The organism is Aquisediminimonas profunda (genome assembly GCF_019443285.1).
Classification (GTDB): Bacteria; Pseudomonadota; Alphaproteobacteria; order Sphingomonadales; family Sphingomonadaceae; genus Aquisediminimonas; species Aquisediminimonas profunda.
Window position 1 is genome coordinate 1259909 of sequence record NZ_CP080327.1, and the last position, 26757, is coordinate 1286665.

Below are 26757 nucleotides of genomic sequence, written 5' to 3' on the forward strand. Positions count from 1 at the left end.
TCGCAAAAAAATATTTAAAAACCCTGCTGAACTTGCAAGTCGGAATCTGGCCTGATGTCTATTAGTGAAGCTCTGAGACTGTCTCCAAGCGAGATGAATTGGTCGTGGCGTTACGACTACGCCCAGTCGTTACTATTTGCAGGCGAATGGGTTGCTAATGGAGCGGTTTTTCCGACTTGGATTGACGAAGATCGCTTTTGGTATGAACGTCGGGGAAATGATGGGGATGAGTACCGTGTCGTCGACGCAAGCGACGGCAACACGATCCTGTCTGTCGCTCGGTCGACGATCGCTGGGGTGCTATCTGGCTATTTCGGGGTACAGATCGATAAAGATAAATTGATCGTTACCGATCCCCGCTTCGACAAGCAGCTGGAGACGTTGTATTTTTCCGCGCACGGCAAGGATTTTGCCCTGACTCTGGCGTCCAATGATCTCCGAACTACAACTAAGGGCAAGGACTTGAACTGGTTGCTTTCGCCGACTGGCGACCGGGCAGTCATTCTCCGGGGTTACAATTTATGGCTAAGGCACATTGAAAGTGAGGACGAAAGAGCTCTCACTACCGACGGCAGTGAGTTCTTCGCTTATGGCGATACACCTGCTTCAATGCGGGGCCCGCGCAACCGCATGGGCGACAATACCCCGGAAGCGTTGTGGTCACCAGACGGCCGTTGGCTTCTGACTCTCCAAACCGACGATCGCCATGTACCGGAATTAGCACTGGCCAATTATGTCCCGGCTGAGGGCATTCGTCCGCTTATAACGGGGAACCGAACGAGCCTTCCGGCGGATCCCAAGGTAAGTGAATTTCGTATGCTGGCGATAGATGTAGAGAATGGTCGACAGGTAGAGGCGCGCTATCCGCGTCTGTCGGCAGTGCGCATGAATACCACGCCATTCGCCGCTCGGCTCGCCTGGTGGGGCGAGGATAGTCGGACGGCATATTTCGTGGATGTCGTGCGCGGGGAAAAGGCGGCGCATATCGTTGCTTTCGATGTTGCAACGGGGACATCGCGCATCGTTTTCAGCGAGTGCGCAGAAAGCTACGTCGAAGTCAGCGTCAACGTATATTCGCCGGCACTTGTTCATCCGCTGACGAGGGTATCCGAGCTGATCTGGTATTCTGAGCGCACCGGGCACGGGCATCTCTATCTCTACGATCTTGCGACTGGGACTTGTCGCCATGCAATCACGGCAGGCAATTGGCGTGTGCACCAAATATTGCATGTCGACGAAGAGCGACGCGAACTGTTTTTTCTGGCTGCTGGCATAGCGCCTGACGAAAACCCATACGTATGTAAGCCTTGCGTTGTATCGCTCGATGGCGGGGATGTTCGTATTCTCTCTCGCGCCGAAGGCTCTCATCGGATTTGGACCCGCTCGGATTTTGATCTTAGCATGAAAAGGTTCGAAGGTTTCAACTCCGCCGAAATCTCCGGGGTATCGCCGGGTGGTTCGAGGTTTGTGGAAACCGTCAGCGTCGTCGACGGACTTCCAGTCAGTTATCTGCGTGATCGCAATGGCCAGGAAATTGCGGTCATCGAACAAGCGCGCGGCGATTTTCCAGATCATTGGCAATGGCCTGAGCCTGTCGAATGTATAGCAGCAGACCGGCAAACAAAAACATACGGGTTGCTATTCAAGCCTGTCGGACAAGAAGACGGCCGGTCTTACCCTCTTATTGAACTTATCTATGGTGGACCGCAAGTGAGCTATGTCCCGCATTCTAGCTTTGCCGATGGTAGCGTCGACTGCGTTGCTTATCTCGATGCGGCTTCCATTGCCGCCTTGGGGGCTTATGTTTTGATCCTTGATGGTCGTGGAACTGCCTATCGCGAACAGGCGTTTCGAACCGCCTCTTATCGGGCCATCCAAACGGCGTCGAACCTCGACGACCATGTGGCAGCGATCAATCAGCTTGGTGAGAGGTATCCCGCCATTGATCAAGCCCGAATCGGTATAACTGGATTTTCAGGCGGGGGTTTCATGACTGCGCACGCTGCGTTGCGCTACGGCGATGTATACAAGGTAGCGGTCGCGGGTGGAGGCAATTATGATCAGGCCCTGTTTTGGCATAGTTGGGGCGAGCGATATCACGGCACCTATGATGCCGATCATTATGCGGTCCAAGCTGCCAAAACATATGCTGATGGGCTTAAAGGCAAGTTGCTCTTCGTGCACGGGCTCCTTGACGAAGGGTGCCATCCGGCAGGTCTATTCCAACTAACTCAAGCTCTGATCGAGGCCGACAAGGACTTCGATACAGTAATTCTGCCACGCGCGGGGCATGACTGGACGGGATATGGGCAGCGCCGCCGCCTAGACTATTTTGTAACTCATCTGTTCGGCGGGACACCGCCAAGGGCCAAATCATTTGAGCGGCCGTTCGATAGATTGCTCGCCAAGGTTGCAGCTAGCTCGCAACCGCTCACCGCATCATGACCTCGTCCGCTGCCCAAAAGTCGACCGGCATTGAGAGTGATGCATCCAAGTGTCCGGAACAGGTTCTTATTGCCAATGATGTCGGTAACATATTGATAGTGCTGGACGTGGATCACGCACCCAAATCCGCAATGTCATTTCTAGAGCAGGTTGATCGCGGCGGTTATGAAGGAGCGACATTCTGGCGCTCTTTGTCGCCTCAGAACGACAATAGTTCGCCTGCCATCAGCGTTATTCAAGCTACGATGGAAAATCTCGAATTGGCCACGATGGTTCCTCACGTGGCGACGAGCGAAACTGGCCTGCGTCATATTGATGGCACGATATCTCTCGCCAGAGGTGATGGTGGCAATTGCACGACAACGGGCTTCTTCATTTGTGTCGATACACAGCCTGCGCTTGATGCTGGAGGTGGGCGCACGAACGACAACGCAGGTTTTACGGCCTTCGGCCGGGTCATAGAGGGTATGCAAACCGTTCTTGCGATCCATCGTTCGCGGACGCAATCCGATGCATTTCATATATATCTTGAGGGGCAGCTATTGTCCGAGCCTTTGCGGATCCATCAAATCAGTCGCACCCAAGGAATTCCCGAAGTCGGACGCCTTATCGGAGATGTTAAATGACGTCGACAAATGCGGTTTCTGAACATAGCGAAGCGGCAGTAGCATCACAGGTAAGTGATCTTGTCGCCGCTCGCGGGTGGTATACGCTCGCCTTCATGGTCGCTGTCACAATGTTTGCATTTGTTGACAGACAGATCTTAACTCTGGCGGCAGCTCCACTGGCTCAAAGTCTGGAGTTAAGCAACAGTCAGTTGGGTGCGGTACAGGGACTCGCCTTTGCCTTGTTCGGCCTCATTGCGGTTTACCCGATTGCCTGGATCGCAGATCGGCTCGATCGCAGGGTCATTTTGGCGGCATGCATCATTGTTTGGTCACTTGGCACTGCGGCATGCGGTCTTGCGCAAAACTATGAGCAGCTTTTTATCGCCGCTGTCTGCATTGCCGCAGGAGAGGCCGGGTTGTCTCCAATCTTGTTGTCAACTATTCCAGATCTCTTCAGCGGCAGAATGAGGGCTTTGGCCAATTCGTTATTCTATTTTTTTTCTATCCTAGGCGTTTCTCTGGGTCTCATGCTCGGTGGGCTCGCCATCGGTGCGTTGGATGCGGTGCACCACGATCTTTCACCATGGTTACGGCAATTTGAATCATGGCGCTTGGCGTTCTTTGCGGTTGCATTGCCCGCACCCTTGTTTCTTATAATGTTGGCCTTTGCGCGGATCCGCCGACCCACGATTCAGACTGGAACTGTTAAAGCCAGTCAACCCACCGCCTATTTTCCATTTCTCCAAAAACATTGGCGTCCGATCCTGTCGATCTTTGCTTCACTCGGCCTATACACTGCAGCTTTTTCCGGATACGTAATTTGGTTGCCTGTCGCTATGGCCCGACTGTTCCAAGTTACCCCCGCCCAAAATGGGTACGGAATGGGTGTCGCGCTATCGGCGGGCATGTTGGCTGGGGTGACAGCAGGCACCGTGCTTATGCGCCGTTACTCGACCATATGGGGAAAGGTAGCACCGCTACGGCTCAGCTGGATTGTGATGACCATCATGACACCAGTCGTTATGGCCTTCCCGTTCATCCAAGCCTCTTGGCAGGGCTATGCGCTGATTGGGGTCATGATGCTGGCCGGAAGTATCGCCGGATCACTGATCCCGAATATCTTACAGGACATGGCGCCCGGCCCCCTGCGTACGCGTTTTATGGCCATTTATATGATACTCCAAACGCTATTGGGGGGTGCGGCACCTGCTTTCGTTGGGTGGGTGTCCGACCTGATCAACGCCGAAAGTCCTATACTGACCGCGATAACAATGGTCTCCTTGCCTGCTATGATTTGCGCATCGCTCTTGTTGCGAAAATCCGAAAGAGCCTTTCAATCGCTGACTGTAACCGTCGCGGAACTCGAGGCTGATCTCTCGATCGCACATCAACTCTCGTCGAAAGCTTAGGGAAAAAAGATGCTCAAAGAGTTTGAATCTGCACAGGCGCAACCCATCAAATATCCAATCACCAAGATGGATGATGTCGTGGACGATTATTTCGGCACGCAAATCGCTGATCAATACCGATGGCTGGAAGATGTTCATGCACCGGAAGTGGCTGCGTGGGTGCAAGAACAAAATGAGTTTACAGAACACTTTCTAAACAACTGCTCTTTTAGGCAAAAATTGTGTGACGAACTGGAAATGATCGTTATGGGCGAGACCGCCCAACCGCCGTTCCAGATAGGCAAACGCTGGTTCCAATTTCGTGCAGAGGTCAAGCAAGACCAGATGGTGCTATTTTGCGGTTCCAGCGCGCGAGACATTAATACTGTTCTGCTGGATATCGACAAGCTATCCGAAGCAGAGGGAGAGCCTCTCATTCTGGGGGCCACTGCGATCAGCCCCGACGGTCAAACAGTCGCCTTCATGGTCAGTCGCGGCGGCTCCGATTGGTCGATTGGTCGGTTTCGCGACATCCCCTCAGGGAGAGATTACGAGGAGCAGATCACCGGATTGCGACTTACTCGCCTGTCATGGGACAGCGAATCGAAGGGGGTGTTTTACTTCCAGCATGAGATCAGCAAAAATGGGGACTACACATTCGCCCCATATCGACCAGATGGCGTCAAATATCATCGGCTCGGCACCAAGACCATCGACGACAAATCTGTTGGCGGACTGACAATAGCCGGAGCGGTGCTCGATCCTTGCGTTTCAGAAGATGGCGAGTACTTCCTTCTCCAGGGTCAGGATATAACCTCCTTTCGCCAGCAATACATCTTCTATCGTCCAGCGGCCGATCTTGATGCTGAGTTCTTATTGCTGCAAAACCCAGACAAATCTCCGCTCTCTTTTGTCGGTTCAAAGGACGGCTATCTATACATTGCGACGTTTTTCGACGCGCCGAACGGACGAGTCGTGCGGGTTCCGGCGTTAGATCCCTCGGTAGAGAAATGGGTCGATGTAGTGCCGGAGGACAAGGACTATCCCCTCTCTAGTGCAGGGGAGGCGGCAAAGCTTGTTGGCGAATTTGTATTAAGCGTCCATGAAAATCTGGCAAACAACAGGATACTACTGACGCGCCTGGACGGACGAGAAACGAAAGTTATCCAGCCTCCTCTCGAAGGACGCCTTGGCTCAAGTTCTGGCGCATATCTTAAGATCGAAGCAACGCTGAGCGCTGATGGCAAGGAAATCCTTTTCCCTTGGACGTCGCCTTTCATCGAGTTCGCTACAATCGCCTACAACATCGAAACCGGGACGTCGCGTTTCTTGGGAACTCCACGATCCCATCTCGACTTTGAGAATTGCAGTTCCGAAGTTATCTGGGGCACAAGCCCTGACGGCACTAGGGTGCCTGTAACGTTATTTTTCCGCAAGGATCTTTGTTCTGATCTTCCCCGACCAGTGATGTTCTATGCCTACGGGCATGCCGGCTTTTCAGTTGCACTTAAACCATATCGCCCGGAACGGGTAGTATGGATGAACAATGGTGGGGTTCTGGCTATGGTCCACTCGCGAGGGGGCGGTGAATTCGGGCAGGCATGGCACAACGCTGGGATTGGGACCAATCAGCAGAACACCTTCAACGATTGCATTGCGTGTATTGAGGCGGTTCAGCAGTCAGGCTGGACCACGCCAGAAAAATCCTGCTTCACTGGCGCTTCCGGCGGCGGATTTACGACTGGCACTATCATGACGCAGCGACCGGACCTAATAGCCGGGAGCCTGCCCGAAGTCGGGCTTTTTGACATGCTCCGATACCATATTTTGGCAAGTCGAGCCACCGAAGAAGTTGGCACCTCGGAAACCGAAGAAGGATTCGACACCATCTTTGGTTATTCCGCGCTGCAGGCGGTTCGCAACGACATTCCTTATCCATCGACGCTGATCTTCATTGGCCAGTTTGATAATCGCGTTAATCCTGCGCATTCTTACAAATTCGCAGCCGCTCTGCAAGCGACCAAGCAGGCAAGCGAGCGCCCGATGTTACTTCGAGTTGAACTGGACGAAGGTCATGGGACAGTGCGTCGAGCCAGTATCGTACGAAGTCGTGCAGATTTTCTTACTTTCGCTGCGATGACAACTGGTCTCAAGGTCAGCGACCCTGTCTCGTAAAATACGTCCATTGAGAATGAGAGGTCTCTGGCAAGATCAAAGCTGTTTGCAGCAGGGGATTTTGTATGAAGAAATCTAAGTTCACGGGCGAGCAGATCGCCTTTGCGTTGCGTCAGGCGGGGGTTGCAACGCCAGTTGCCGAGGTGCGCCGGAAGATGGGCGTTTCGGAGGCCGCCTACTAAAGAAGGAAGCGGCCCTACGGTGCCCGCGGGCCATCAGAGTTGCGCAAGATGCGGCAGCTTGAGGAGGAGAACCAGAAGCTCAAGCGACTGGTTGCGGACCTGTCTCTAGATAAGGCCATGCTTTAGGAAGTTCTGGCAAAAAAAGTGTAGCACTTGGTCAGCGACGGGAGATCGCCCATAGGGTTCAGGATCAGCTCCGGTTGACGAGCCATTTGATAGGAGCTTTATAATGACTACGAAAATCGCCCTGATCCTAGGCGCCACACGCGGCATCGGACGCGCCTTAGTCAGTTTGCTGAAGCAGGACTTAGGCGATCGGGGCACTGTGTATTTTACCGCTCGCAGCGAGGCTGATGCGAGACGCGTCGAGGCGGAGTTTCTGACCGAAGGTTTAGAGGTGGGCGGGCTCATCTTAGATCTTGCTGAGCCAGAAAGCCCTGCCAGGCTCGCTGCCGAGATAATGAAACGCCATGATGGTCTGGATTTCCTGGTCCAGAATGGAGCCGTGATGCCGAGGCCGGGTATCCCGGCTGCCGAAGACGCGCGGCCAATGATTGAGGCCAACAGTCATGGCACCCTACGCGTCCTTCGCGCCTTCGCACCACTTATGCGCGAAAACGGACACATGCTAATCGTCGCCAGCAAGTTCGGTGTGCTGAGCTTCCTGCCCGAACATTTGGCTGATCGTTTCCGAGCGGCAGAAGGTGATCCCGACGCGGTGAATGCCATTATGGACGATTATGTGAGGGCGGCAGAGGCGGGAATCGCCGAGGCGGAGGGTTGGCCCGACTGGGTCAATATTCCCTCTAAGGTCGGCCAGGTGGCGGTGACCCGTGCCTTCGCCCATTGCGCCCTATCGCACGGCCTGCTTGCGCCGGGCGTCACGATCAATTCCGCCAATCCCGGCGTAGCCCTCACCGACGCCACGGCCGGCTTCATGGATACGGTTTTCAAGGGCCGTGAGGTGCAGACACCTCAAGAGGCGGCGGCGGGTTTGTTGTTGGCCCTTGGTGACAACCGTCTCAATGGTGAACTGATTGAACACGGCAAGGTGCTGCCGTTCGACTGATCCTCAATTGCTCGTCGTTTCGCAGGGAATTATGATTGTTGCGCTGACTGCATTTGGAAGAGCGGCGACGCAATTCGAATGGCCGATTTCAGGTCGCGAAGCTAATTCGTCGACACCCGTAACGGATGTCCGCTATCTCGACCTTCATTCTTAAAAGCAGGCTTTCTGAATCGTCCAAGGAAGCCGCAATTGCCGATTTAGCGGCGACATTTTGTTTGCGCCTTCGTCGCTTCGGCAATGACCATCATTTCCTCGCCAACGGATTGCAGTTGATTGGCTAAATCTTCGAGCCTGTTCGGGTCGGTCTCCCTCCCCTGACCCAAGATCGCGTGGGCGGCCCCATCCTCACATTTCATAGTTATCAGCGCGAACAGCCGCGAGATCAGTTGTACATGCCCGGTATCATCCATAGGTACACCAAGCCGCCGCTTCGCGTACAAGTCCATAACCATCATTTGCGCTGGCGGGAGTGGGTGCCGCTCCCTATGCGGACCCCCATGACTGCCATGGGCACTAGAATTGAAGAAGCAGGCACCCTGATCCGGGAGCCGGACAGCGTCGTGTTCCGCCGCGATCTGGGCGGCCGTTGGCGCCTTGACCTGCACCGGGTCGGTATCGATCTCGCAGAACAAAATGCGGGCCAGCGCGTCACGATCACCGGCACAGTTGTGGCCAAAGGGCTCATCGACATCGATACGCTCGCACCTGAGGCATAAATCCCCTCAAGCTCGCAAGACAGCGGTGGGCTTCGTGTTCCCGCCGAGCATTGGTCATTGTCACCGGCCCGCTGACTCGCGGTTCCGCATCCCTCCGCTGGCATTCCAACTTTGCTGCGCATCGCTGGAACCTTGGCCAGCTTCGCCCTTGGTCGACTGACTCACGGGGCTCTGGGTGGTGGGAGCAGACCAGGGGCCTGCACTCAATCAGGAGACCACCCATGAACAAGACCCGACATGCCAAAGCCGCGAATCAACCAGCCGCGCCAACGCCAACCAAGCGCGACACGATCCTCACCCTGCTCGCTCTTGCGTTGCCGCCGCGTAGCCTCAAGTCGATCATCTGCTCGATCGCGCTTCCAGCCTGGCTCCTTGGGCACAATCCGGGGTTGGAGGTGGTCTGTGCTAGTTACAACAAAGAATTTGCGGATCAGCTCTCTTCCAGTTGCCGCCGCATCATGCTCAGCCCCTGGTATCGCCGACTGTTCCCGGCGACGCGCCTCGACAAACAGGCCGTTGGCCATCTCGCCACAACCGCGGGGGGCAAGAGATATGCCACTTCGGTTGGCGGGACCCTGACAGGCATGGGTGCCGATGTGATCATAGTCGATGATCCGATGAAGCCCTGTCTGACGCAGAGCGCAACAAGGCCAATGCTTGGGCGCGTCACACGCTGTTTACCCGTATGAACAAGAAGTCCGACGACCAGATCATCATCGTCCAGCAGCGTCTGCACGAAGATGACATGATTGGTCATGTGAACGACATTGGGGGGTTCGAGCTCTTGTCCTTCCCGGCGATCGCGCAAGAGGATGAAGAGCACATTATCCGCACGACGTTCGGTTCAATCCCACACAGTCGCAAGGCCGGAGAGGCCCTACATCCCGAACGTGAATCGCACGCTGTCCTCGGGAAGCAGCGCATATTGCTTGGCGACGAGCAATATGCCGCCCAGTATTTGCAATCGCCGACCCCGCCTGGCGGTGGGATCGTCAAGATCGCTTGGTTCAATCGCTATGATCTGGCGAATAAGCCTCCCTTTGAGCGCGTGTTGCAGAGCTGGGACTGCGCCTCAAAGGCCAGCCAGCTTGCCGACCACAGCGTGTGTACGACCTGGGGGGTGACCCGCGACAAGAGAATCTACCTGCTTCATGTCTTTCGAGGCCGTCTTGAATATCCCGAACTCAAGCGCAAGGTGCGCGAGCTTGCCGAGAGCCATCGTGCCGGTACCGTGCTGATCGAGGACACGGCATCAGGTATCCAACTCATTCAGGAGCTTCAACGCGAGGGCTTTGCCCGGATCACTGCGGTCAAGCCCAAAGGCGCCAAGATCATGCGCATGGCAGCGCAAACGCCAACGATCGAAGTCGGACGCGTCTGGATACCGCGCGAGGCCCCCTGGCTTGCAATCTATCTTCACGAACTGGCCATGTTCCCCAAAGGCAAGCACGACGATCAGGTTGACTCTACGGCTCAGGCGCTTGCCTGCATCGCCTTCCCGAGCGACTTTGATGAATGGTTGAATTATGTGCGCATTCGCTCACTGAGCGAGTTTGGCCTGACGCCTGAAGATCTCGTCATCACCTTTGACCATATCGATGCCAGGACCGAGTTCCAGGACAGCAATGGCCGCAATATCTGGCGCGAAACCGATGGATTCTATCATGCTACACGCGCGGAATGGGAAAGCATCTGCGCCATTCCGGGGGTGACATTGATCAATAGCGGTGAGTGTTAGCTTGAGATGGTGGTCGAGCCATCAGTTCAGCCGGACTGCAGGCCAATCTCAATGATTGCGACAGCCTGATCGTCGGCACCGAAGGCGCAGACATCGCTCGTTGACGCTCCCAGCAGTGCGCGGGCTAATAGTGATGAGAACGAAATCCGTTTTGTCGCTGGATCGGCTTTATCGTCGCCGACGATGTCGATCGTGCGCAGCTTGCCCTTGAGCCGGAAAATTGTCCGTGTGCCAAACGCCACTTCATCGCCCGTTGGTATGGGGGCAAGTTCAGCCGTTGCGTGGCGGGTTTGCCAATACCGCTTTTGGCGCATCAGCACTTCGATCGCGTTCTTATCGGTGCAACCGGCAATTTCGGCTTCGATTGCGGACAACCGGTCCTCAATCAACTGCTTTCCTGCCGCTGTGAACAGGTTGGGTCCAGCAGGGATCGGAAGCTCGAACCGTGGCTCCTTGTGTTCCTCGTCGCTCTCACGACGAAATGCGACGCTTACGACGACCTCCGATGGATTGGTATTCCAGTGCACATGCGGCGCGATCGCCGACAACAGCAATGCACTTCGAATGTTTATGGCCGGGAAGGTTTGCAAAGCTTCTGCATGGTAAACAAGGATGCGAGGGCGCTTTGAATGGCATTGTGCGCAAGACGGTCATTATGGGCTATACAGATGAGGTCAAACGATGGCACGCGGGCCTGAGTCTTTGGCGGCCGAATTCCGCCTAAACCATCAAACAGCTGCGAAGAGTAGAAGGGCCAAGTCAGCTCGGTCTGCACTCCCGATCAAAGAATTCTAGCGAACTTGGGCTGTCAAATGCGCGCGCATGGCCGACAATCCAATTGGGCTTAGTGAAACAGTCGTTGGCTCAACAAATTTTGGGCCGTGGTCAATCCTTACCAATCCCAGCCCAACCAACACCTTGATCCACCGACGTGCTGTTTCAATTGAAGCGCGAGATGCAAAACTTGCTGTCTCTATGGTGGCAACACTTCCTCGCTCATGCCCGATATAGAGCTCTAGCAGGATCGTCCAGCCGGGCTCACTGAGGAGTACGTCGCCGAACCATCGTGTGCGGTCAGCTTGTTCTAGCAGCATTGTCTCTGCCAGAGTGAGCAATGACGCTGAAGTTGGCACTTTAGGATTGTGAGTCATTAAACCAAAGTCCTAGCCCGTGTTTGGTTAGCTTAGACGCTGTTGCGCTTTTACAAGTCAGTCGGCTTCATCTCGACCGCTTCGACGAGCACCATCGAGCGCATTTTCTCTGCAATGACATGAGCACTTGCTGGATCGAGGTTGGGTACGACGAGCGAAATCTGCTGTACGTCCGTTTGCGTCTCGTAACGAGCGCTGGCCAGAATCAGATCACGCTGCGCGAAGAAATTGATTATCCGGGAGAGGGTCTGCGCATCGCTACTGGCGCGAATCTCGAACAGGAATGCTAGTCCCATCAGGCGACGTCCCGCCGCGCCTCCCGAATGATACCTTCGGCGATCCGATCCGCGACGACATTGGTTGCCAGCCGCTCTTGCTCCGCCATTGCGAGGACCGTGAGCAGGCGACCAGCGATCTGTTGGACCCTTGTGCGCACCTGCTCGGTACTTTCTTCCATATATTCGGCAACCACGTTGATTATGCCGCCAGAGTTTACAACATAATCCGGGGCATAGACGATCCCCATTTCGCGCAAGCGATTGCCATCCGCTTCAGATCGCAGCTGATTGTTCGCGCCGCCGCAGATAAACTTGGCTTTGATGCTTGGGATCGACTCCTCGTTCAAGACTCCGCCTAATGCGCAGGGTGCCAAAATGTCAGCGTCGCATGCGACAATATTGTCCGGCGAGACAACAGTAGCGCCCAGCTCCGCTGCAAGCTTGGCACACCTACTTTGATCAACATCGCTTATGAGTAGTTTCGCACCTGCTTCATGAAGCATTCGGCAGAGTCGGCCGCCGACATTTCCTGTCCCCTGCACCGCAACAGTCAGGCCTTTCAGATTCGATGCGAATGATTGTTGGACCGCTGCGCGCATTGATTCAAAAACGCCCATCGCGGTCCATGGCGACGGGTCACCGCCCGCCCTGCCTTCGGGGGTATCAAGTCCAGCAACATATCGCGTGTGCTGACGTAAAAGCTGCATGTCGGCTACGGTCGTGCCAACATCTTCGGCAGTCACATATTGCCCTTCCAGAAGTTCGACAGCCGACGCCAGTGCCTTGAACAGTGATTTGCGATTGAAGGGGATTGCGGGCCTCTGGAGCACCGCCTTACCGCCACCAAACGGCAAACCAGCCATCGCGTTCTTGTAGCTCATACCGCGCGCAAGGCGTACCGCATCCAGCGCCAGTAACTTCTCGCTTTCATAGTGCCAAAGTCTGCAACCACCTGCAGCTGGTCCCAGTGCAGTGGAGTGGATCGCGATTACCCCTAAGACATTCTGTGTCTCATCGTGGATAGGATAAAGCATCTCCTGAAAATCGTGATGCCGGACGGGTTGATGCACCATTGCATGGTCTCCTTTGCAATAGAAGTATCACGCATGATGCTGATAAAAATTGCTTTTACAGCGCCCTTGACCTAAGGGGTGGCATATTTCATGCTCATAGTAGTTTATGCGGGGTTATTCTATGCTCGATGAGTTTGATCGAAAGATTCTGCAGGTGTTGCAGCGCGATTCGAGTCGGACGACGTCAGATGTCGCAGAACATGTTGGATTGTCGCAGGCACCATGTTGGCGTCGGATCCAGCGGCTCAAGAATGAAGGGATCATCCGGGCGCAAGTCAGCTTGGTTGATCGGAAGTTGGTCGGGCTCAACGCGCAGGTTTTCGCGCAGGTAAAACTGACGGCGCACGGACGAACTCACCTATCGGATTTTGCCGAGGCGATTAGGGGTTTTGCAGAAGTCCTGGAATGCTACGTTATGATGGGATCAACCGACTTCATGCTTCGAATTGTGACCAAGGATATTGAAGCCTATGAGCGGTTTTTTTTCGATACCCTATCAAAGGTACCAGGAGTGCAGGAGATAACCTCGATGGTGGCGCTTTCTGAAATTAAGTCGACAACAGAACTGCCACTCGCGAATTGACGATGCTCTTCAGACACCGCTGACGGGCTTCGCAAAATCTCGCAACATTTGTGGCGATCGGATTCGCTGACCGCCTTCTGTTGACGATAAATATCATGTGTGCGCTGACGAAACAGTTGCCTTAAGACGTCGCATGAGACCTCGCGGATTGGGGTGGCACAACATTGATCTAAACGGCGCGAAGATCAACATCGATCGTCGGGCCGATTTCAAAAACTTGCTGGGGTCTCCAAAGTCAATCGCCGGGTTTCGAACGATTCCAATTCCAAGCCTGGCCGTGCGGGCGCTCAGGGCATGTAAGCTCCAGTGTCGGTCATCCGACGATAATCTCGTCTTTCCTTCGCTGAAGGGCAAGGTCATGACTTACCTGGTTCTATCCCGCCGCGTTTTTAATCCGATTCAGATCGCGGCTGGCGTTTACACCCAGCACAAAGCCAAAGACGGCGCGTTGGTGGTAAAACCTCGCTTCACCTTGCATGATTTCCGACATGGCGCAGCGGCACTTTGGATCGATCAACGCATAAGCTCGAAGCGGATCCAGCTTTCGTTGGGCCATTCGTCGATTTTAGGGCCGTTTTGATGCTTTGCACCGGAGTTGCGCCGGACTTCATCGGATGTGGCTTAAGGGTGGCCCATCCTGCGTTGATCAGGTTTTCGCTTGGCGCAAGGATGACCCGAAACATTTAGCCAGATTAGTAAACTTTTCGGTCAGGTCATTCTATACAATTTGCTCGCCTGCAATTACGCGCGCCCAGTCCGGTTCTGTCTCAATTAACATTGGAGCACTGTCAAAGTAAACGGACCTGATTGGAAAGTGAGCTGGTGAGGGCAGGGCTGTGCGATGTCCAGAACTTGCAAGCTGGCCATTCCATTTCGCTATTTCAACTCGTCGCCCGAGATCATCCGCCTGATCGTGAAGATGTATGTGCGCTTTCCACATTCGCTGAGGAACGTGGAAGACCTGCCGCTCGGCCGCGATGACCCAGTGGCAGAACCTCATGGCATGAGGTGACGCTGGGGAGGGGAGAACTCTGCTAAGCGGAGACAAGTTCAGGTTAGGCTGACAGCACCCACGTCGGGGAAAACACAAGTCATGTCTAGTCCTCGTTAAAGATTGAGGAGGCAATCCATGCACGCGTCCGGCTTTCAAGCTCGGCGAGCGAAACGGGGCCCAAACTAAGGATCATGTCATGGAATGCCCGGAGTGAGAAGCTTTCTCCTAGTAGCGCTTCAGCGTCCGCACGTAGGCCCCGAATTACGCGCTCACCGATCTTGTAGCTCAGCGCCTGAGCCGGCATGCCGATGTAGCGATCTACTTCGGATTCGCAGGTTGCACGCGGCAGGAAACTGTTCTGTACGAGATAGTCGATCGCCCGCTCCCGGCTCCAACCCAGCCAGTGTATGCCGGTATCCACCACCAATCTGCAAGCGCGCCAAAGTTCAAAGCTGAGCAAGCCGAATTGGTCTGCAGGATCATCGTACAGCCCGAGGTCGTGGCCCAGCATTTCGCTATAGAGCGCCCAGCCCTCGACATATCCGTTATAGTCCTGCCACGTGTAGCGACGGAAGTCGGGGAGCCCCTTGAGTTCGTGGGCGATGCTGAACTGCATCAGATGGCCGGGCCAGGCCTCATGCAGGGTGAGCGCCGGGATCAGATGTAGTGGCGCCTTCTCGGGCAGTGCCGTGAGCCAGTAGATTCCCGGCATCGATCGATCCGCCGGGGCGGGTTGGGCAAGCGCGGGCGGCAGTGCTCCCGAAGCTGCCACTGTCATAGGCTCAACTCCATACGTGATCCGCGGCATTCGTCCAAATAGGCGCGGCAAGAGTCCATCGACACGCTTCGCAAATGCTCGGGTGAAGGAGAGCAGAGTTTCGGCATCGACCGCGCACTTCGCTTCTAACTCGGCGGCCACTTCCGCTCTTTCGCCCGTCCGGCCCATTTTGGCCAGGACCGCTTCGAAATCGCCGTGGATACGGGCGACCTCGTCCAGTCCGATGGCATGGATGGCATCGGGGTCCAGATCGGTCGAGGTCTGCTGACGAACCTTGAAGCGATAGTAGTCACGTCCTCCCGGCTGACTTGACAGCCCGATCGCGTCGCACAGTTCTGGACCCAGATTGGTCATCGCATCCCGGATCGCGCGCAATGCCGGCGTGATCGCATCCGCTACGATGGATGCGGCCCTTTTGCGTTGTGATTCCAACTGGGCCGCGTCTGCGCCGGCGATGGCGGGCGCGAAGCGCGCAGCGATGACGGCGCCCAGACCGCTCTTACGGTCGAGGTCTGCATCCAGCATAGTCAGAATACGGGGCAACAGGATGCTCGGCACGCGATAGCCCCGCCGGAAGCCCTCACTTAGCGATGCGAGGTTTGTTTCGAGGAACGCGGGTAACGCTTCCATCCGGGCCAGAAAATCATCGCGGTCGACTAAGGTATCGAGCGCGGTCTGTTGCGCCAGCCCCATCGGCAGGTTCGCGAAACCGAATGGGAAAAGCTGCGCACGGCGATGTTCGTCAAGGCGATGGGCTGCGAGGAAATTCTCGACCTGCTGCGTTAGCAGCACGAGCGTCGTCCGTTGCTCCACATCAAGCCCGGCGATGTCGATCAGCTGCGCGCGGTCGCGCAGGCCACCGCAAAGACGGGCACGGCGATCGAAGTCAAGCACGGCGACTTTGTCCAACTTCCGGTTCTCACTTCGAATTCCTGCGGCGCTGGCCTCTGTTGGAAACTCTCGAACACGAAAATGCCAGTAATCGGCAGCAAGGTCGGCTAGCTGGCCCGAAGCAGCCGTGGCCTCCACTGCCATGCGATGGATGACCAACGGATCGACGGCGATCTGCCCTCTCAGATATTCCGCAGGGGCTTCATCATGCGTCGGCAGGGCGTGAATTGCGCGCGCCACATCCATCCCGGCAACGACGCGACCAAACGCTGCGAACCCGGCACCATCGGCGGTGCGCCCGCCACCTGCGTCCAACGCTGGCTGCGCACCAATACAAATGAAGAATCCCTGCGCGTTTCCGAGTCCACCATCCAACCTGGGTAGCGAAATTGTCCCATCTTGGTGGTTCAGCCCAGTGTCGAGCGTGCTCTCATGTTCGACTTTCTCATTGGGCTTCATTGATTTGGCCGCCCCTTGGATGACCTCAATCAGTGGAGTGCCGCGATCGTTGTCGCGGCGCACGATACGCGCGATGCTGCCTCCATCATAGGCTCCGGCGGCGACCTCCGACAGGAATGCCTCAACCGACTTTGGTGCGCGATCAGGATAAAGTTCGACCAGCATGTCGCCAAGATCGGTGACGATCCGCACCCGCGGCGAGCAATCGACCTTGTCTGGCCTGTGCTCGGAAACCTTGTTGATCAAATCGTCTCTCCCTCACGTTCGGCGATGCTTTGGATCAGACCGACGAACGGTCGTTCCGCCATCCGCAGCAAGACGATGCCGGCGAACCAGGCAGGAACCGCGACCATGGTCATCGCCACCAGCAACTGGCGTGGTTCAGTGCCCAACGCGCTAGAAACCCAGCCTACCAGTGAGGGTGCGCTGCCCCCGATCAGACCCACCACGATTGTATAGACGGCGAAAAATCGTGCGCGCAGGACCGAGGGTACCATGTCCTGCAGCAGGGTGGCCACCATGCTGCCAATGGCTGTACCGGACAGCATAACCGCGCCGAACAGCGAATAGAGTTGCCAAGTCGAACCCGCGAAAGGAAAGGCAAGCAGCAGCGGGCTAGACACCGTCATCGCGATCCAGAAAAAGCGGATCGTCGCAACGGGACCAAGATGGACGATCAACCGTCGAACGATCAGTGTCCCAGCAATGACGCCGCCCACCATGCCTAGCCCGGTTGCCAAACCAATGGCCATGCCATTTTCCGCTGGCGTCGCGTTGAAAAGTCGCGTTGCCGCCACGGGTAACCAGACCAGATAGCCACCAAACGCCAGAACATAGAGGCCGAGACCGCCCAATACTGACCCCATCGCAACTCGGTTGCGCCAGACGAATGCCCAAAAGTCGTCCGCAGAAGGGGATTTTGCCGCTTCGAATTTCGGTGCGTCGTGCAACACGTCCAACCGGGCGAAGGCAAGGAAGATAAGGAAAACAGGTGCGGGAAGCGCGACGAGGAAGAAGGCCAGTCGCCAGGATTCGAAACTGCGCAACGCAGCGGGCAAATCCCCATGCGCCGCATCGATTGCACCGATAGCGCCGCCTCCCAGCGCCAGCCCCAATGAAATGCCTAGATAGCCGAAAAAGTACGTCAGTCCGTTGGCCAGCAGACGCTTTCGGCCTTTGAAAAGCTCCGGGACAACTGACGCGAAGATCGGTCCGGTGCCGGCTTCCCCAGCCGCAACGGCTATCGCGGCAATGAACATCTGCCCGAAATTCTTTGCGAAGCCGAAAGAGGCTGTGCCCAGCGACCATGTCACAATGCACACGGCGAGCACCGAACGGCGGCCAAAGCGGTCCGCCGCCCAGGCGATTGGATAGACAGCGGCGACCGAGAAGATCGCAAAGCCGAGGCCTTGGACCATACCCAGCTGACCATCGCTGAGGCCAAGTCTGGCAGACATCGGTGCGGCTGCCAGAGTCAGTACCTGCCGATCGACGAATGCGAACAGCATTACAAACATCGAGAACCAAAGGGTATACCAGCCGCCCTTCAGCACGTAGTCCGAGTCACGCTGCACGGCTTCAGACCCGATTGCCCGTGCGGTGGTCGCCATAGTCATGCCTCGACCTTCTTTGGCTTCGCGCGGCTTGCGACGAAGCGTTTCATCGTATGCTCTAACGGTCGATCGAACGACTTCAACGGCGGCGGCGTCTCGCCAAACAGATGCGATACGAAATAGGCCCAGCGCCGACGTAGGCCGTAACCCTGCCAGTCATGACCGCCGCGCGGCAGGAGCACCAGATCGACGTCCTTGTCCGCCTCGATCAGGCTCTGCACCAGTTGAAAAAGGCCCGCAGGGTGGCAGCCGGCATCCATCATGCCATGCACCAGCATCAGCTTGCCTGACAGCCCTTCAGCATAGGTCTTTGCCGCCTGCGCCGCATAGTGCTCCGCATCATAGGCGCCGTGATAGCGCTCACCCCAGCTATGCCAGAAAAGCGCTTGATCATAATTGCCCCCCCCGGCAACCGCAACTTTGAAGAAATCACCAAAACGCAGCGCGGCATGCGCGGTCATGTAGCCCCCGCCGGAAAACCCGGTGATGCCTATGCGATCGAGATCGATTTGGCCATTGGCCTGGGCTAGCTGGTGGATCGCAGCGATGTGATCTTCTAGGTTAGAGGCCGTGTGTGCGGCGCGGTAAGAGGCCGTGCGGAACGCCTGCTCGCGGTTAGCCGTGCCGCGCCCGTCGAGGACGAGGACATAAGCACCCAGAGATGCTAGGTGCACGGCATCAATATAGGTGCCACTTCCTATGTCACCATTAGCGAAGCTCGCGTGCGGGACATTGTGAAGTTGCGGTCCGCCATAGATCAGGTCGATGAGCGGGTATCGAGCGCCGTCTTCTCGGCCGAGCGGCTTGAAAAGCAAGCCGTATGTCTTGGTCAGCCCATCGGCGGCGAGGCACTCCACCGGTTCAGGATCTTGCCAACCCTCGGGCAAATCACCTTTTGCCGTTTCGAGCAGCAGGATTTCCCGGCCATCGCGGCCGCGCAGCCATGTCCGGGGCAGTTCGGTGACGGAGCTTACCGTTTCAACGAAATAGTCCCCGGACGGCGACAGTCCGGAAATCGCCTCGCCATCCATGCCTTCCAGTGTCTTAAGCATCATTGCCATGCCGCCGGGCCGCCAGACAACATGATCACCCGGCGCAGCGGCCAGCACCCGCATCGCGCCATCGAGCGACGCTACACAAGGTTTAGTAACGTAGGGACTTTCCGTTGGCGCGATGCCAGCCGCAAGGAAGAAAATTTCTCGACGGCCGGCGTCGATGCGCAGCACCTCGCGGACCTGCCAGTCACCAGCGGTGATAGCGCAGCGTAATGCACCCGTCACCAGATCGTAAAGGTAGAGATGGCCCCGTCCGCTTCGTTCGGAATACCATACCAGTTCGTTGGTCGCCGGCAGCGGCGCGATCAGCGCCTTGGTATAGACGTTAACACTGACCTCGACATAGGTCGCAGACTCTTCACTGAACACGATGCGTGTCGACCCTGTGGCGACATCGAACGCGACCACGTGGGCCTTCTGCTCGCCGCGCTCGACGTCGATGAAATAGGCTATACGACTGTCTGCGCTCCACCATGCCATTCCGGACCCGAATACCGTGGCGTTCATGCGCACGGCAACCAGGCGGGGATAGCGGGCCTCGATCTGTCGTCCGGTCGAGACCTCGATCGCGATCATGCGGAATTCGGTGACCTTTGGGTCTTCGGGCAGACTTGTCTGGTTGGAATGGATCACCGGCCGCACGCCAGATCCGGGAGCATATTCCGCGAGCGATAGCGGAAGTACATGGCGCTCGTCGGTTTGCAGGGTCAGGATCCAACGGCCATCGGGTGACCATACTGCCTCGGGCAGTTCTACTCTGTGAGAGCGATTGAGCTGGCGCAAAGCTGCACCAGGCACCGCATAGGCGTATTCCGGCGTGCCATCGGTCGTAAGTGAGCGTTCGGCTCCGGTTGCTAGATCGCGCAGTTGCAGATTGTCGCCCGCCAGCAAAAGTGCATGGCCGCCGTCGGGAGAAGGGAGCCAGTTCCGGTCGGCAGTCTTCTCCGCCGCATTCAGTGTTTGTGCCAACCAATCATAGGCATAGGCTTCGCCATAGGCGGAGAAAGCCAGAACCGATTCCGCCAGATTGAAGCGCATGTTGCTCAAGACTAATTCGTGCCGGTCGATCGGCACGTCGAGCAAATCGGCCAGCGCCGCGGCGAGTGCTCTGCGGGTCAACGTCATCTGTCGTTGACCCGCAGCGGCATCGACAATCGCATATTCCGGACCGTCGTCTCCGGACCTTTCGTACCAGAAATGGTGATCATCTATCCATATCGGGAAGACTGCGCCATTGCTCACGGCTTCGCCCAGGAAAAGACTGGCTTGCGCAGCGTGCGCGCGCTGTTCCCAACTCAATGCCATCCCCGTCGCGCCTCAGTATTTTACGTTGAAGCTGGCGCCGATCGTTCGCGGTTGCTGCCGCGCCGGGTATATCAGGGACGCGAACGCGGGGTAAAGCACGCTGTCGCGGTTGAGAATGTTGCGCACAAAGATCGATGCGCTCCAGTTTTCCCCCGATGCCCCGATCCGGGCATTCAGGATGCTTTGCGTATCGGAAAATACCGGAGCAGCCTGGAAGTTGCGGATGTAAACCTGGAATTTATCTGAATACTGGTAATCGACGCGGGCGAAGCTGGGCAGCGTTCCCAGGTCGAACCGATACTCGGCCGATACCGATCCGGTGAAGCGTGGCACGTAATCCGCAGGATCGCCGGCAAGGTGGTCGAGCGTGTTGGACCGGTATGCCATGTCGTTCCAGCCGCCGGTCAGTGTCAGCGTCACCGCCGATATCGGCAGATACGTTACGCTGCCATCGACGCCCCAGCCTGTCAGTTTGCCACCATTGGTGGTGAAGTTGTTCGGGAGGCCGGGGTAGTTCGTGGTAACTTGGACGTCGCTCCACTCGTTCCGGTAGCCAGCCACTTCCAGCGAGAGTTTTCGGTCGTCGGTCTGGAACTTGCCGCCGACCTCATAGCTCCACAGGGTGTCGGGCTTGAAGCTGGGCTGCACCGGATTGCCGAATCCGGTAGAGGTCAGGTTGAAGCCGCCGCTGCGAAAGCCCTTGCCTACATTGGCATAGACGTTGATGTTCCGATTGGGTTGCCACGACAGGTTGAAGCGCGGGCTCAGCGCATGAAACTTCCCCTTGCCATTATCGACCGCGGCATTTCCGAATATCGAACTGACACTGTGCTGGGTCCGCTTGTCTTCGAAGTAGCGCAATCCTACCAGCAAGTTGAGCGTGGGCATGATCTGATAACTCGCCTCGCCGAACGCGGCGAAGGACTTGGAATTCTCGGGACTGGTGCCGCTGACGCTCAATAGTAGCCCGGGCGGCAGGACGACAGGATTCTGGATGTCGATACCGTTTTGACTTCCGCGCGAGTCCCGATAGAAACCGCCGATTGTCCAGTTGAGCAGGTTGTCCCCGTTGGACGACAGGCGCACCTCTTGCGAGAAGATTTCGCTGCTGCTGTCGCCTTTGAGGCCGATGGACGAAACCGCACCTGGCGGGACGCCAAAGAACGGGAGGAATGGCAGGAAGGTCGCGGTAAGATCTAGGATCTGGTGGTTATTGCGGCGCAGGAGACTTGTCGAACTCAAGAGAGTCACGCTCCCGAAATCATAGGTGGCCAGAGCATTCGCCAAAGTGACTTTTGACGTGTACGGGGTGGGAAGCTGATCGAAGACCTTCTGGTCTGAGGTGCTCAGGTTCTGGGCACCAATCTCCAGCTCCTGATGCTGCACGGTGATGCCAAGCTTGAAGCGCTCGCCCAGCACCGTTGCCAGCTTGCCGCGAAGGGTCAGGGCGTGGCCCGAATTGACATTGCGCAAACCCAGCACCGGGTTGTCGATCCAGCCGCCAAAATTCTGGTAGGATCCGGCAAAGCGCGCGCCGAGCTGATCGGTGACGATTGGCACGTTGACCACGGCTTCGCCCTTCCAATCCGTTCCGCCGCTGGAGACGCCAGCGACTTCTCCCGTCGCCGAGGCCGATAGGTGATCCAGATCGACTTCATTGGTAATGTAGCGAATCGTGCCGCTAACGGCACCCTGGCCGTAAAGCGTGCCCTGGGGACCGCGAAGCACCTCGATTCGATTGATGTCGAGTAGGCGGACATCCTGGCCCGATTGGCCGGCTTCCATGTTGAGAGGTATTTCGTCCAGATAGACGCCGACAGTAGGCAAGCCGCTGTACGCCGAGACGCCGCGCAGATTGACCCGCTGCTGACCGGGCGCAAACTGCGTGATCGCGAGGCCCGGGACGGAAAACTGGGCGTCTTCGAGAGCGCTTGCGCCACGTTTGGCCAGTACCTCCCCCGTCACTGCTGTGATCGAGATCGGCACGTCGATCAGTTTCTGCTCCCGCTTCTGCGCGGTGACGATGATTTCACCATTAGCAGCACCTTCATCATCAGGCCTGTCCTGCGCCAGCGCCGGCGCCGCCGCCATGGCAAGCAATCCGAAAACTGTAACACCGACCGTGTCGCCAAGACTCTTTTTCATGTGCCCACCTCCCTCAGTTTGAAATAAAAACAGAGCATGCGCCCGTTTTTATTTATTTGCAAGAGGCTTAATCGAGTGACAAGAATACCGCCGGGCGAGAACGGTGAGAAAGAAGGGAGTAAAATGCCGAAGCGAGATGAGGATTACATGCGCCGTCAGCGCGACGCGATCGCCCGCGCGGCGCTGGGAGTGCTGATCGAAAAGGGCTATTACGAAACTACGCTACGCGACATCTGCCGCGCTGCGAATGCGTCGAACGGGGCGCTTTATTCATATTTTCCAACGCGCGAGGCGGTGGTTGTAGCTGCTTGCCTTATAGATCATGCCGAGCATTCGAAGGCCGAACTGCCCGTTGACTGGAAGAACTACGCTAGGCTGCCGGAAGCGCAGGACATGGCCGTGGGGAGTTACAATTCCAGACGGTTCAGACTATCTCTGCAATTTGTGGCCGCAATTTCGCAAATGAACGAACCGCCCGAAGGAATGGCGTTGATATTTCAGGTCCATCGGGACAACATCCGGCGAACCCTGCTCCGATTCCATGAGCGCGGTGTCATAGCATTGCCGCTTGGTATTGAAACCACGACAGATCTTCACTCCCAACTCTTCATCGGCGCTGAATATCAACTGACAGCGAACCGTGAGTATTCGAGGGAGAAAATCGGGAACGCCTTGGAGGCCGGCTTGGCCCTGTCGGCTGGGCTGGTTGAAGCGAAGTTTGGCCGCCCCAATAGCAAGGCCAACGCGGGCGTCAGCAATTGATTGAACTGCCCTAAAGTTATCGGAGGTTTGACTGCTATCGAGTGCTTGGGGAATTAGTCAGCGATCTGAAAGATCAACATGGCTGTTCCTGAGCCCTCGCCTCAGCCGAACTGAGTTCGAGAGCTGCCCGTTTGGACCTTCGAACTCAATCTTCTCAAGCTGGCAGCCACAGCGAGAATACCGCAACTCATTGCCAGTCCTAATTACAGATTGAGTAGAGTGGGGTCACCACCCTGAGCCATGATATTGTTTGAAATCGCGCGCTCGTTGGCGAAGCGATGAAGTGCGTGCGGCCCACCGGCCTTCGGTCCGGTGCCGGAAAGCCCGACCCCCCCAAAAGGTTGAACACCAACCACAGCACCCGTGATCGACCGGTTGATGTAGATGTTGCCAGCAGGTACGAGCGCCTGAATTTCGCGCGCGAAGCGCTCTATCCGGCTATGTACGCCGAGCGTCAGCCCATAGCCCCGCCCCGCAACGCGCGCTGTAAACTCAAGTAAATCGCTCGGATTATATCGGCAGACATGAAGGATAGGGCCGAACACCTCGCGCTCAAGGAAGTCCGGGACTGGAACCTCCGCGATCGTGGGCGCAAAATAGTACCCGGGAATGCCTGGCCCTTCACGGCGGGCCACAATCCTTGCTTCGCGCTCAAGCTTTTGCACATGCGCCTCTAGCCCGATCAGCGCTTCGGCATCGATTACCGGCCCGACGTCAATAGATGGATCTGTCGGATCACCGACCTTCAGTGCAGCAAGCGCTCCAGTCAAGCACTCGATAATGCTGTCGGCGCTATCGTGCGGAACGAACAGCATGCGCAGACCTGAGCAGCGCTGGCCAGCCGAATCGAAGGCGGAGACAATCACGTCGTCGACCACTTGCTCACGCAGCGCAGTCGTGTCGACGAACATGGCGTTCAAGCCGCCGGTTTCGGCGATGAACGGTATGATTGGACGGCGATTCTGTTCGGCCGTCGCGGCCAAACTCCGATTGATCGCCCAGGCTGTCTCGGTGCCCCCGGTAAACGCCACGCCATCTATGCACGGGTTAGCCACAATAGCGGCGCCGATGGTGGCTCCTTCTCCGGGAAGGAGCGCAAGGAGGCGAGAGTCGAGGCCGGCGGAGTGAAAAAGGTGAACCGCCATAGCTGCGATAAGCGGCGTCTGTTCTGCAGGCTTGGCTACAACAGCGTTGCCAGCGGCTAAGGCAGCCGCAATCTGCCCGGTGAAGATCGCCAGTGGGAAGTTCCAGGGGCTGATGCATGCGAACACGCCCCGTCCGAAGAGCTGCCACTGGTTGGTTTCGCCGACCGGGCCGGTCAGGGTTTGCGGCGGACCGAATTCCCTTTCGGCCATCATTGCATAGTAGCGGCAAAAATCGACCGCCTCGCGAACTTCGGCGACTGCGTCGTTGAAAGTCTTGCCCGCTTCGAGCGTAAGCAAAGCCATGAGGGGATCCATCTCGCCTTCAAGCGCGTCGCCCATGGCGCGAAGCACCTCTGCCCGCTCTTTTCCACCCGCACGATCCCAAGCGGGCTGAGCCGCCCGGGCAAGTGTAATCGCTGCATCGATATCGCCGACCCCAGCAGCGGCGACTTGCCCGATAACCTGTTCGGGCCGACCCGGCGCAAAGACTTCGATCGCCCCATTACTGCGCAGTTCGCCTGCGATGATAGGGCCTGCTTTTCGGTTTTCGTTGGTTTGCAACGCAATGTTCCGGATGTGGTTTTCCCGAACTACTGCCTGGCTCAGGTCGCGACCAAGAGGATTGGTCCGGTTTGGCCCGTAGATTTCACGCGGAATAGGGAGCCGTGGGTGGCGGTTGGGGCAAGCCTCGACCAAAGCAATTGGATCGCGCACCACATCGATAGTCGGAACGGACTCGTCCAGCAGAACGTGGACAAAGGAGCTGTTTGCCCCGTTCTCCAGCAGACGGCGCACCAGATAGGGCAAGAGTTCCTCATGCCCACCGACCGGTGCATAGGCGCGCAGGGTAAGGTGGCCGTAAGCTCTCTCGGCCGCCTCATAAAGAGCCTCGCCCATGCCGTGCAGGCGTTGATGCTCAATTGCGACATTTGCCTTCTCAGCCATATGGCGGACCGCTGCCAGCGTGTGCGCATTGTGCGTTGCGAACTGGGGATAGAGATGGGGGGCTGCTGCAATGAGCGCCTTGGCGCAAGCGAGGTAAGACAGGTCGGTGGCTGCCTTGGTCGTAAACACCGGATAGTCCGGCATGCCTGAGACCTGCGCTCGCTTGATCTCACTGTCCCAGTAGGCTCCCTTGACCAAACGGATCATAATCCGCCGCCCCGATCGGTGTGCCAAGTCCCTAAGCCCGGCGATGACGGCCATGCCCCGCTTCTGGTAAGCTTGAACCACGACGCCTAGTCCACGCCAAGCGCCGAGTTCGGGTTCGTGAGCGAGCCGCTCGACCAGCTTCAGGGAAAGTACCAATCGGTCAGCTTCCTCGGCATCGATTGCGAAGTTAAGATCGTGACGAGCGGCAATCAGAGCGAGCATCTTTAGCCGCGGATAAAGGGCGGCCCAGACGCGGTCTTCCTGTGCAGCCTCGTAGCGCGGAAAAAGCGCCGACAATTTGACCGAAACGCCGTGGCCTTGTTCCGGCCCGGCGCCATTGGCAGCCTGTCCGACAGCTTCGATGGCATCTGCATAGATTCGGGCATAGCGCTCCGCATCGGCATCTGTGCGTGCACCTTCGCCCAGCATGTCGAACGAGCACAGCATCTTCTCTCGCTTGGCGCGCTTCAAGGCGTCGGTGATCGTGCGGCCGAGCACGAATTGCTCGCCCATTATCCGCACCGCAGCCGCGACGGCCTGACGGATGACTGGCTCACCGACCTTTGCAGTCAGGCGCTTCAGGTAGCCGCTAACGTCCCGCTTTGCTTCTTCATCGACATCGACCAGCTTACCCGTCAACATCAGGCCCCATGTCGAGGCGTTCACGAACAGGCTGTCTGCCTTGCCTAGATGGCTCGCCCAATCGGCCATCGAGATCTTTTCGGCGATCAGGCGGTCGCGGGTTTGGGCGTCAGGCGTTCGCAGCAGGGCTTCGGCCAGACACATCAGTGCCAGTCCCTCGCGGGACCCCATTGAAAACTCTTTCAAGAAGCTTTCAACGACCCCCTGCTTGCGCGCCGAGGCACGGGCTCCTTCGACCAAGTCTGCCGCACATTCGACGACAGATTGTCGCTCTTCACTTGAAAGCGGCTCACTATCTAGCAAAGCGGAAATCACTTGCACCTCGGCAGTGAACTTTCCTTCATCCAGCTCGTCCCAATTCTGACCCAATGCCATCCCGTGCTTCCTCAATGAAGGACCATGACTTCTTT

General features: G+C 57.0%; 20 protein-coding genes and 2 pseudogenes. 13 read left to right on the forward strand and 9 right to left on the reverse strand.

Annotated elements, in window-relative coordinates:
• The first annotated feature begins 54 nt into the window (after nucleotides 1–54).
• The 6 genes and pseudogenes from K0O24_RS06380 to K0O24_RS06400 all read left to right on the forward strand — a co-directional run bounded on the left by K0O24_RS06380 (nucleotide 55) and on the right by K0O24_RS06400 (nucleotide 7867).
• Complete coding sequence (locus tag K0O24_RS06380; protein WP_219895037.1) at nucleotides 55–2445, forward strand: S9 family peptidase; 2391 nt, start codon at nucleotides 55–57, stop codon at nucleotides 2443–2445.
• Nucleotides 2442–3071: a peptidylprolyl isomerase gene (locus tag K0O24_RS06385; RefSeq protein WP_219895038.1), complete on the forward strand. Its 630-nt coding sequence runs from the start codon at nucleotides 2442–2444 to the stop codon at nucleotides 3069–3071. The genes K0O24_RS06380 and K0O24_RS06385 overlap by 4 nt, the downstream gene beginning before the upstream one ends.
• Nucleotides 3068–4462: an MFS transporter gene (locus tag K0O24_RS06390; RefSeq protein ID WP_219895039.1), complete on the forward strand. Its 1395-nt coding sequence runs from the start codon at nucleotides 3068–3070 to the stop codon at nucleotides 4460–4462. Before K0O24_RS06385 ends, K0O24_RS06390 begins: the two co-directional genes overlap by 4 nt.
• Before the next feature lie 9 nt (nucleotides 4463–4471).
• Entirely contained in the window at nucleotides 4472–6616 is a 2145-nt protein-coding gene (locus tag K0O24_RS06395) for a prolyl oligopeptidase family serine peptidase (protein ID WP_219895040.1), read from the forward strand.
• 65 nt (nucleotides 6617–6681) lie between these two features.
• Nucleotides 6682–6921, forward strand: a pseudogene (locus tag K0O24_RS16765) (transposase); the annotation flags it as partial.
• 106 nt (nucleotides 6922–7027) lie between these two features.
• Nucleotides 7028–7867 carry an SDR family NAD(P)-dependent oxidoreductase gene (locus K0O24_RS06400; protein WP_219895041.1) on the forward strand — a complete coding sequence of 280 codons (840 nt, stop codon included), beginning with the start codon at nucleotides 7028–7030 and terminating at the stop codon, nucleotides 7865–7867.
• A 197-nt stretch (nucleotides 7868–8064) separates the two neighbouring features.
• Here K0O24_RS06400 and K0O24_RS06405 read toward each other — a convergent pair whose 3' ends face one another.
• Nucleotides 8065–8277 (reverse strand): hypothetical protein, encoded by a 213-nt coding sequence (locus tag K0O24_RS06405; RefSeq protein WP_219895042.1) that lies wholly within the window; start codon nucleotides 8275–8277, stop codon nucleotides 8065–8067.
• Between the two features lie 87 nt (nucleotides 8278–8364).
• Here K0O24_RS06405 and K0O24_RS06410 point away from each other — a divergent pair, with 87 nt between their 5' ends.
• From K0O24_RS06410 to terL, 3 genes are all read left to right on the forward strand, one after another.
• A complete protein-coding gene (locus K0O24_RS06410; protein WP_246611149.1) occupies nucleotides 8365–8583 on the forward strand; it encodes a DUF5818 domain-containing protein in 219 nt (72 codons plus the stop codon).
• A 221-nt stretch (nucleotides 8584–8804) separates the two neighbouring features.
• Complete coding sequence (locus tag K0O24_RS06415) at nucleotides 8805–9272, forward strand: hypothetical protein (protein ID WP_219895044.1); 468 nt, start codon at nucleotides 8805–8807, stop codon at nucleotides 9270–9272.
• The gene (gene terL, locus K0O24_RS06420; RefSeq protein WP_219895045.1) at nucleotides 9269–10321 is read left to right on the forward strand and encodes a phage terminase large subunit; all 1053 of its coding nucleotides are present in this window, start codon (nucleotides 9269–9271) and stop codon (nucleotides 10319–10321) included. Before K0O24_RS06415 ends, terL begins: the two co-directional genes overlap by 4 nt.
• Nucleotides 10322–10347: 26 nt before the next feature.
• Here terL and K0O24_RS06425 read toward each other — a convergent pair whose 3' ends face one another.
• The 3 genes from K0O24_RS06425 to K0O24_RS06435 all read right to left on the reverse strand — a co-directional run bounded on the left by K0O24_RS06425 (nucleotide 10348) and on the right by K0O24_RS06435 (nucleotide 12823).
• Nucleotides 10348–10875, reverse strand: coding sequence for a GreA/GreB family elongation factor (locus K0O24_RS06425; RefSeq protein ID WP_246611150.1), 528 nt, complete (start codon nucleotides 10873–10875; stop codon nucleotides 10348–10350).
• A gap of 647 nt (nucleotides 10876–11522) precedes the next feature.
• Complete coding sequence (locus tag K0O24_RS06430; RefSeq protein ID WP_219895046.1) at nucleotides 11523–11768, reverse strand: hypothetical protein; 246 nt, start codon at nucleotides 11766–11768, stop codon at nucleotides 11523–11525.
• Nucleotides 11768–12823, reverse strand: a complete 1056-nt coding sequence (locus tag K0O24_RS06435; RefSeq protein WP_246611151.1) for a Leu/Phe/Val dehydrogenase — start codon at nucleotides 12821–12823, stop codon at nucleotides 11768–11770. Before K0O24_RS06435 ends, K0O24_RS06430 begins: the two co-directional genes overlap by 1 nt.
• Before the next feature lie 121 nt (nucleotides 12824–12944).
• Here K0O24_RS06435 and K0O24_RS06440 point away from each other — a divergent pair, with 121 nt between their 5' ends.
• The 3 genes and pseudogenes from K0O24_RS06440 to K0O24_RS06450 all read left to right on the forward strand — a co-directional run.
• Nucleotides 12945–13406, forward strand: coding sequence for an Lrp/AsnC family transcriptional regulator (locus tag K0O24_RS06440; protein ID WP_246611152.1), 462 nt, complete (start codon nucleotides 12945–12947; stop codon nucleotides 13404–13406).
• 133 nt (nucleotides 13407–13539) lie between these two features.
• Nucleotides 13540–13986, forward strand: a complete 447-nt coding sequence (locus K0O24_RS06445) for a tyrosine-type recombinase/integrase (protein ID WP_246611184.1) — start codon at nucleotides 13540–13542, stop codon at nucleotides 13984–13986.
• 261 nt (nucleotides 13987–14247) lie between these two features.
• Nucleotides 14248–14370: pseudogene (locus K0O24_RS06450) on the forward strand (IS6 family transposase); the annotation flags it as partial.
• Nucleotides 14371–14503: 133 nt separating this feature from the next.
• Here the strand turns inward: K0O24_RS06450 and K0O24_RS06455 are convergent.
• From K0O24_RS06455 to K0O24_RS06470, 4 genes are read right to left on the reverse strand one after another with little or no spacing between them, the layout of a single operon-like run.
• Entirely contained in the window at nucleotides 14504–16774 is a 2271-nt protein-coding gene (locus K0O24_RS06455) for a DUF885 family protein (protein WP_219895049.1), read from the reverse strand.
• Nucleotides 16771–18144 carry an MFS transporter gene (locus K0O24_RS06460; protein WP_219895050.1) on the reverse strand — a complete coding sequence of 458 codons (1374 nt, stop codon included), beginning with the start codon at nucleotides 18142–18144 and terminating at the stop codon, nucleotides 16771–16773. The genes K0O24_RS06455 and K0O24_RS06460 overlap by 4 nt, the downstream gene beginning before the upstream one ends.
• Nucleotides 18141–20501 (reverse strand): S9 family peptidase, encoded by a 2361-nt coding sequence (locus K0O24_RS06465; RefSeq protein WP_219895051.1) that lies wholly within the window; start codon nucleotides 20499–20501, stop codon nucleotides 18141–18143. The genes K0O24_RS06460 and K0O24_RS06465 overlap by 4 nt, the downstream gene beginning before the upstream one ends.
• Before the next feature lie 12 nt (nucleotides 20502–20513).
• Complete coding sequence (locus K0O24_RS06470) at nucleotides 20514–22646, reverse strand: TonB-dependent receptor (protein ID WP_219895052.1); 2133 nt, start codon at nucleotides 22644–22646, stop codon at nucleotides 20514–20516.
• A gap of 36 nt (nucleotides 22647–22682) precedes the next feature.
• Here K0O24_RS06470 and K0O24_RS06475 point away from each other — a divergent pair, with 36 nt between their 5' ends.
• The gene (locus K0O24_RS06475; protein WP_219895053.1) at nucleotides 22683–23408 is read left to right on the forward strand and encodes a TetR/AcrR family transcriptional regulator; all 726 of its coding nucleotides are present in this window, start codon (nucleotides 22683–22685) and stop codon (nucleotides 23406–23408) included.
• Between the two features lie 203 nt (nucleotides 23409–23611).
• Here K0O24_RS06475 and putA read toward each other — a convergent pair whose 3' ends face one another.
• Complete coding sequence (gene putA / locus K0O24_RS06480; protein WP_219895054.1) at nucleotides 23612–26722, reverse strand: bifunctional proline dehydrogenase/L-glutamate gamma-semialdehyde dehydrogenase PutA; 3111 nt, start codon at nucleotides 26720–26722, stop codon at nucleotides 23612–23614.
• Nucleotides 26723–26757 lie beyond the last annotated feature (35 nt).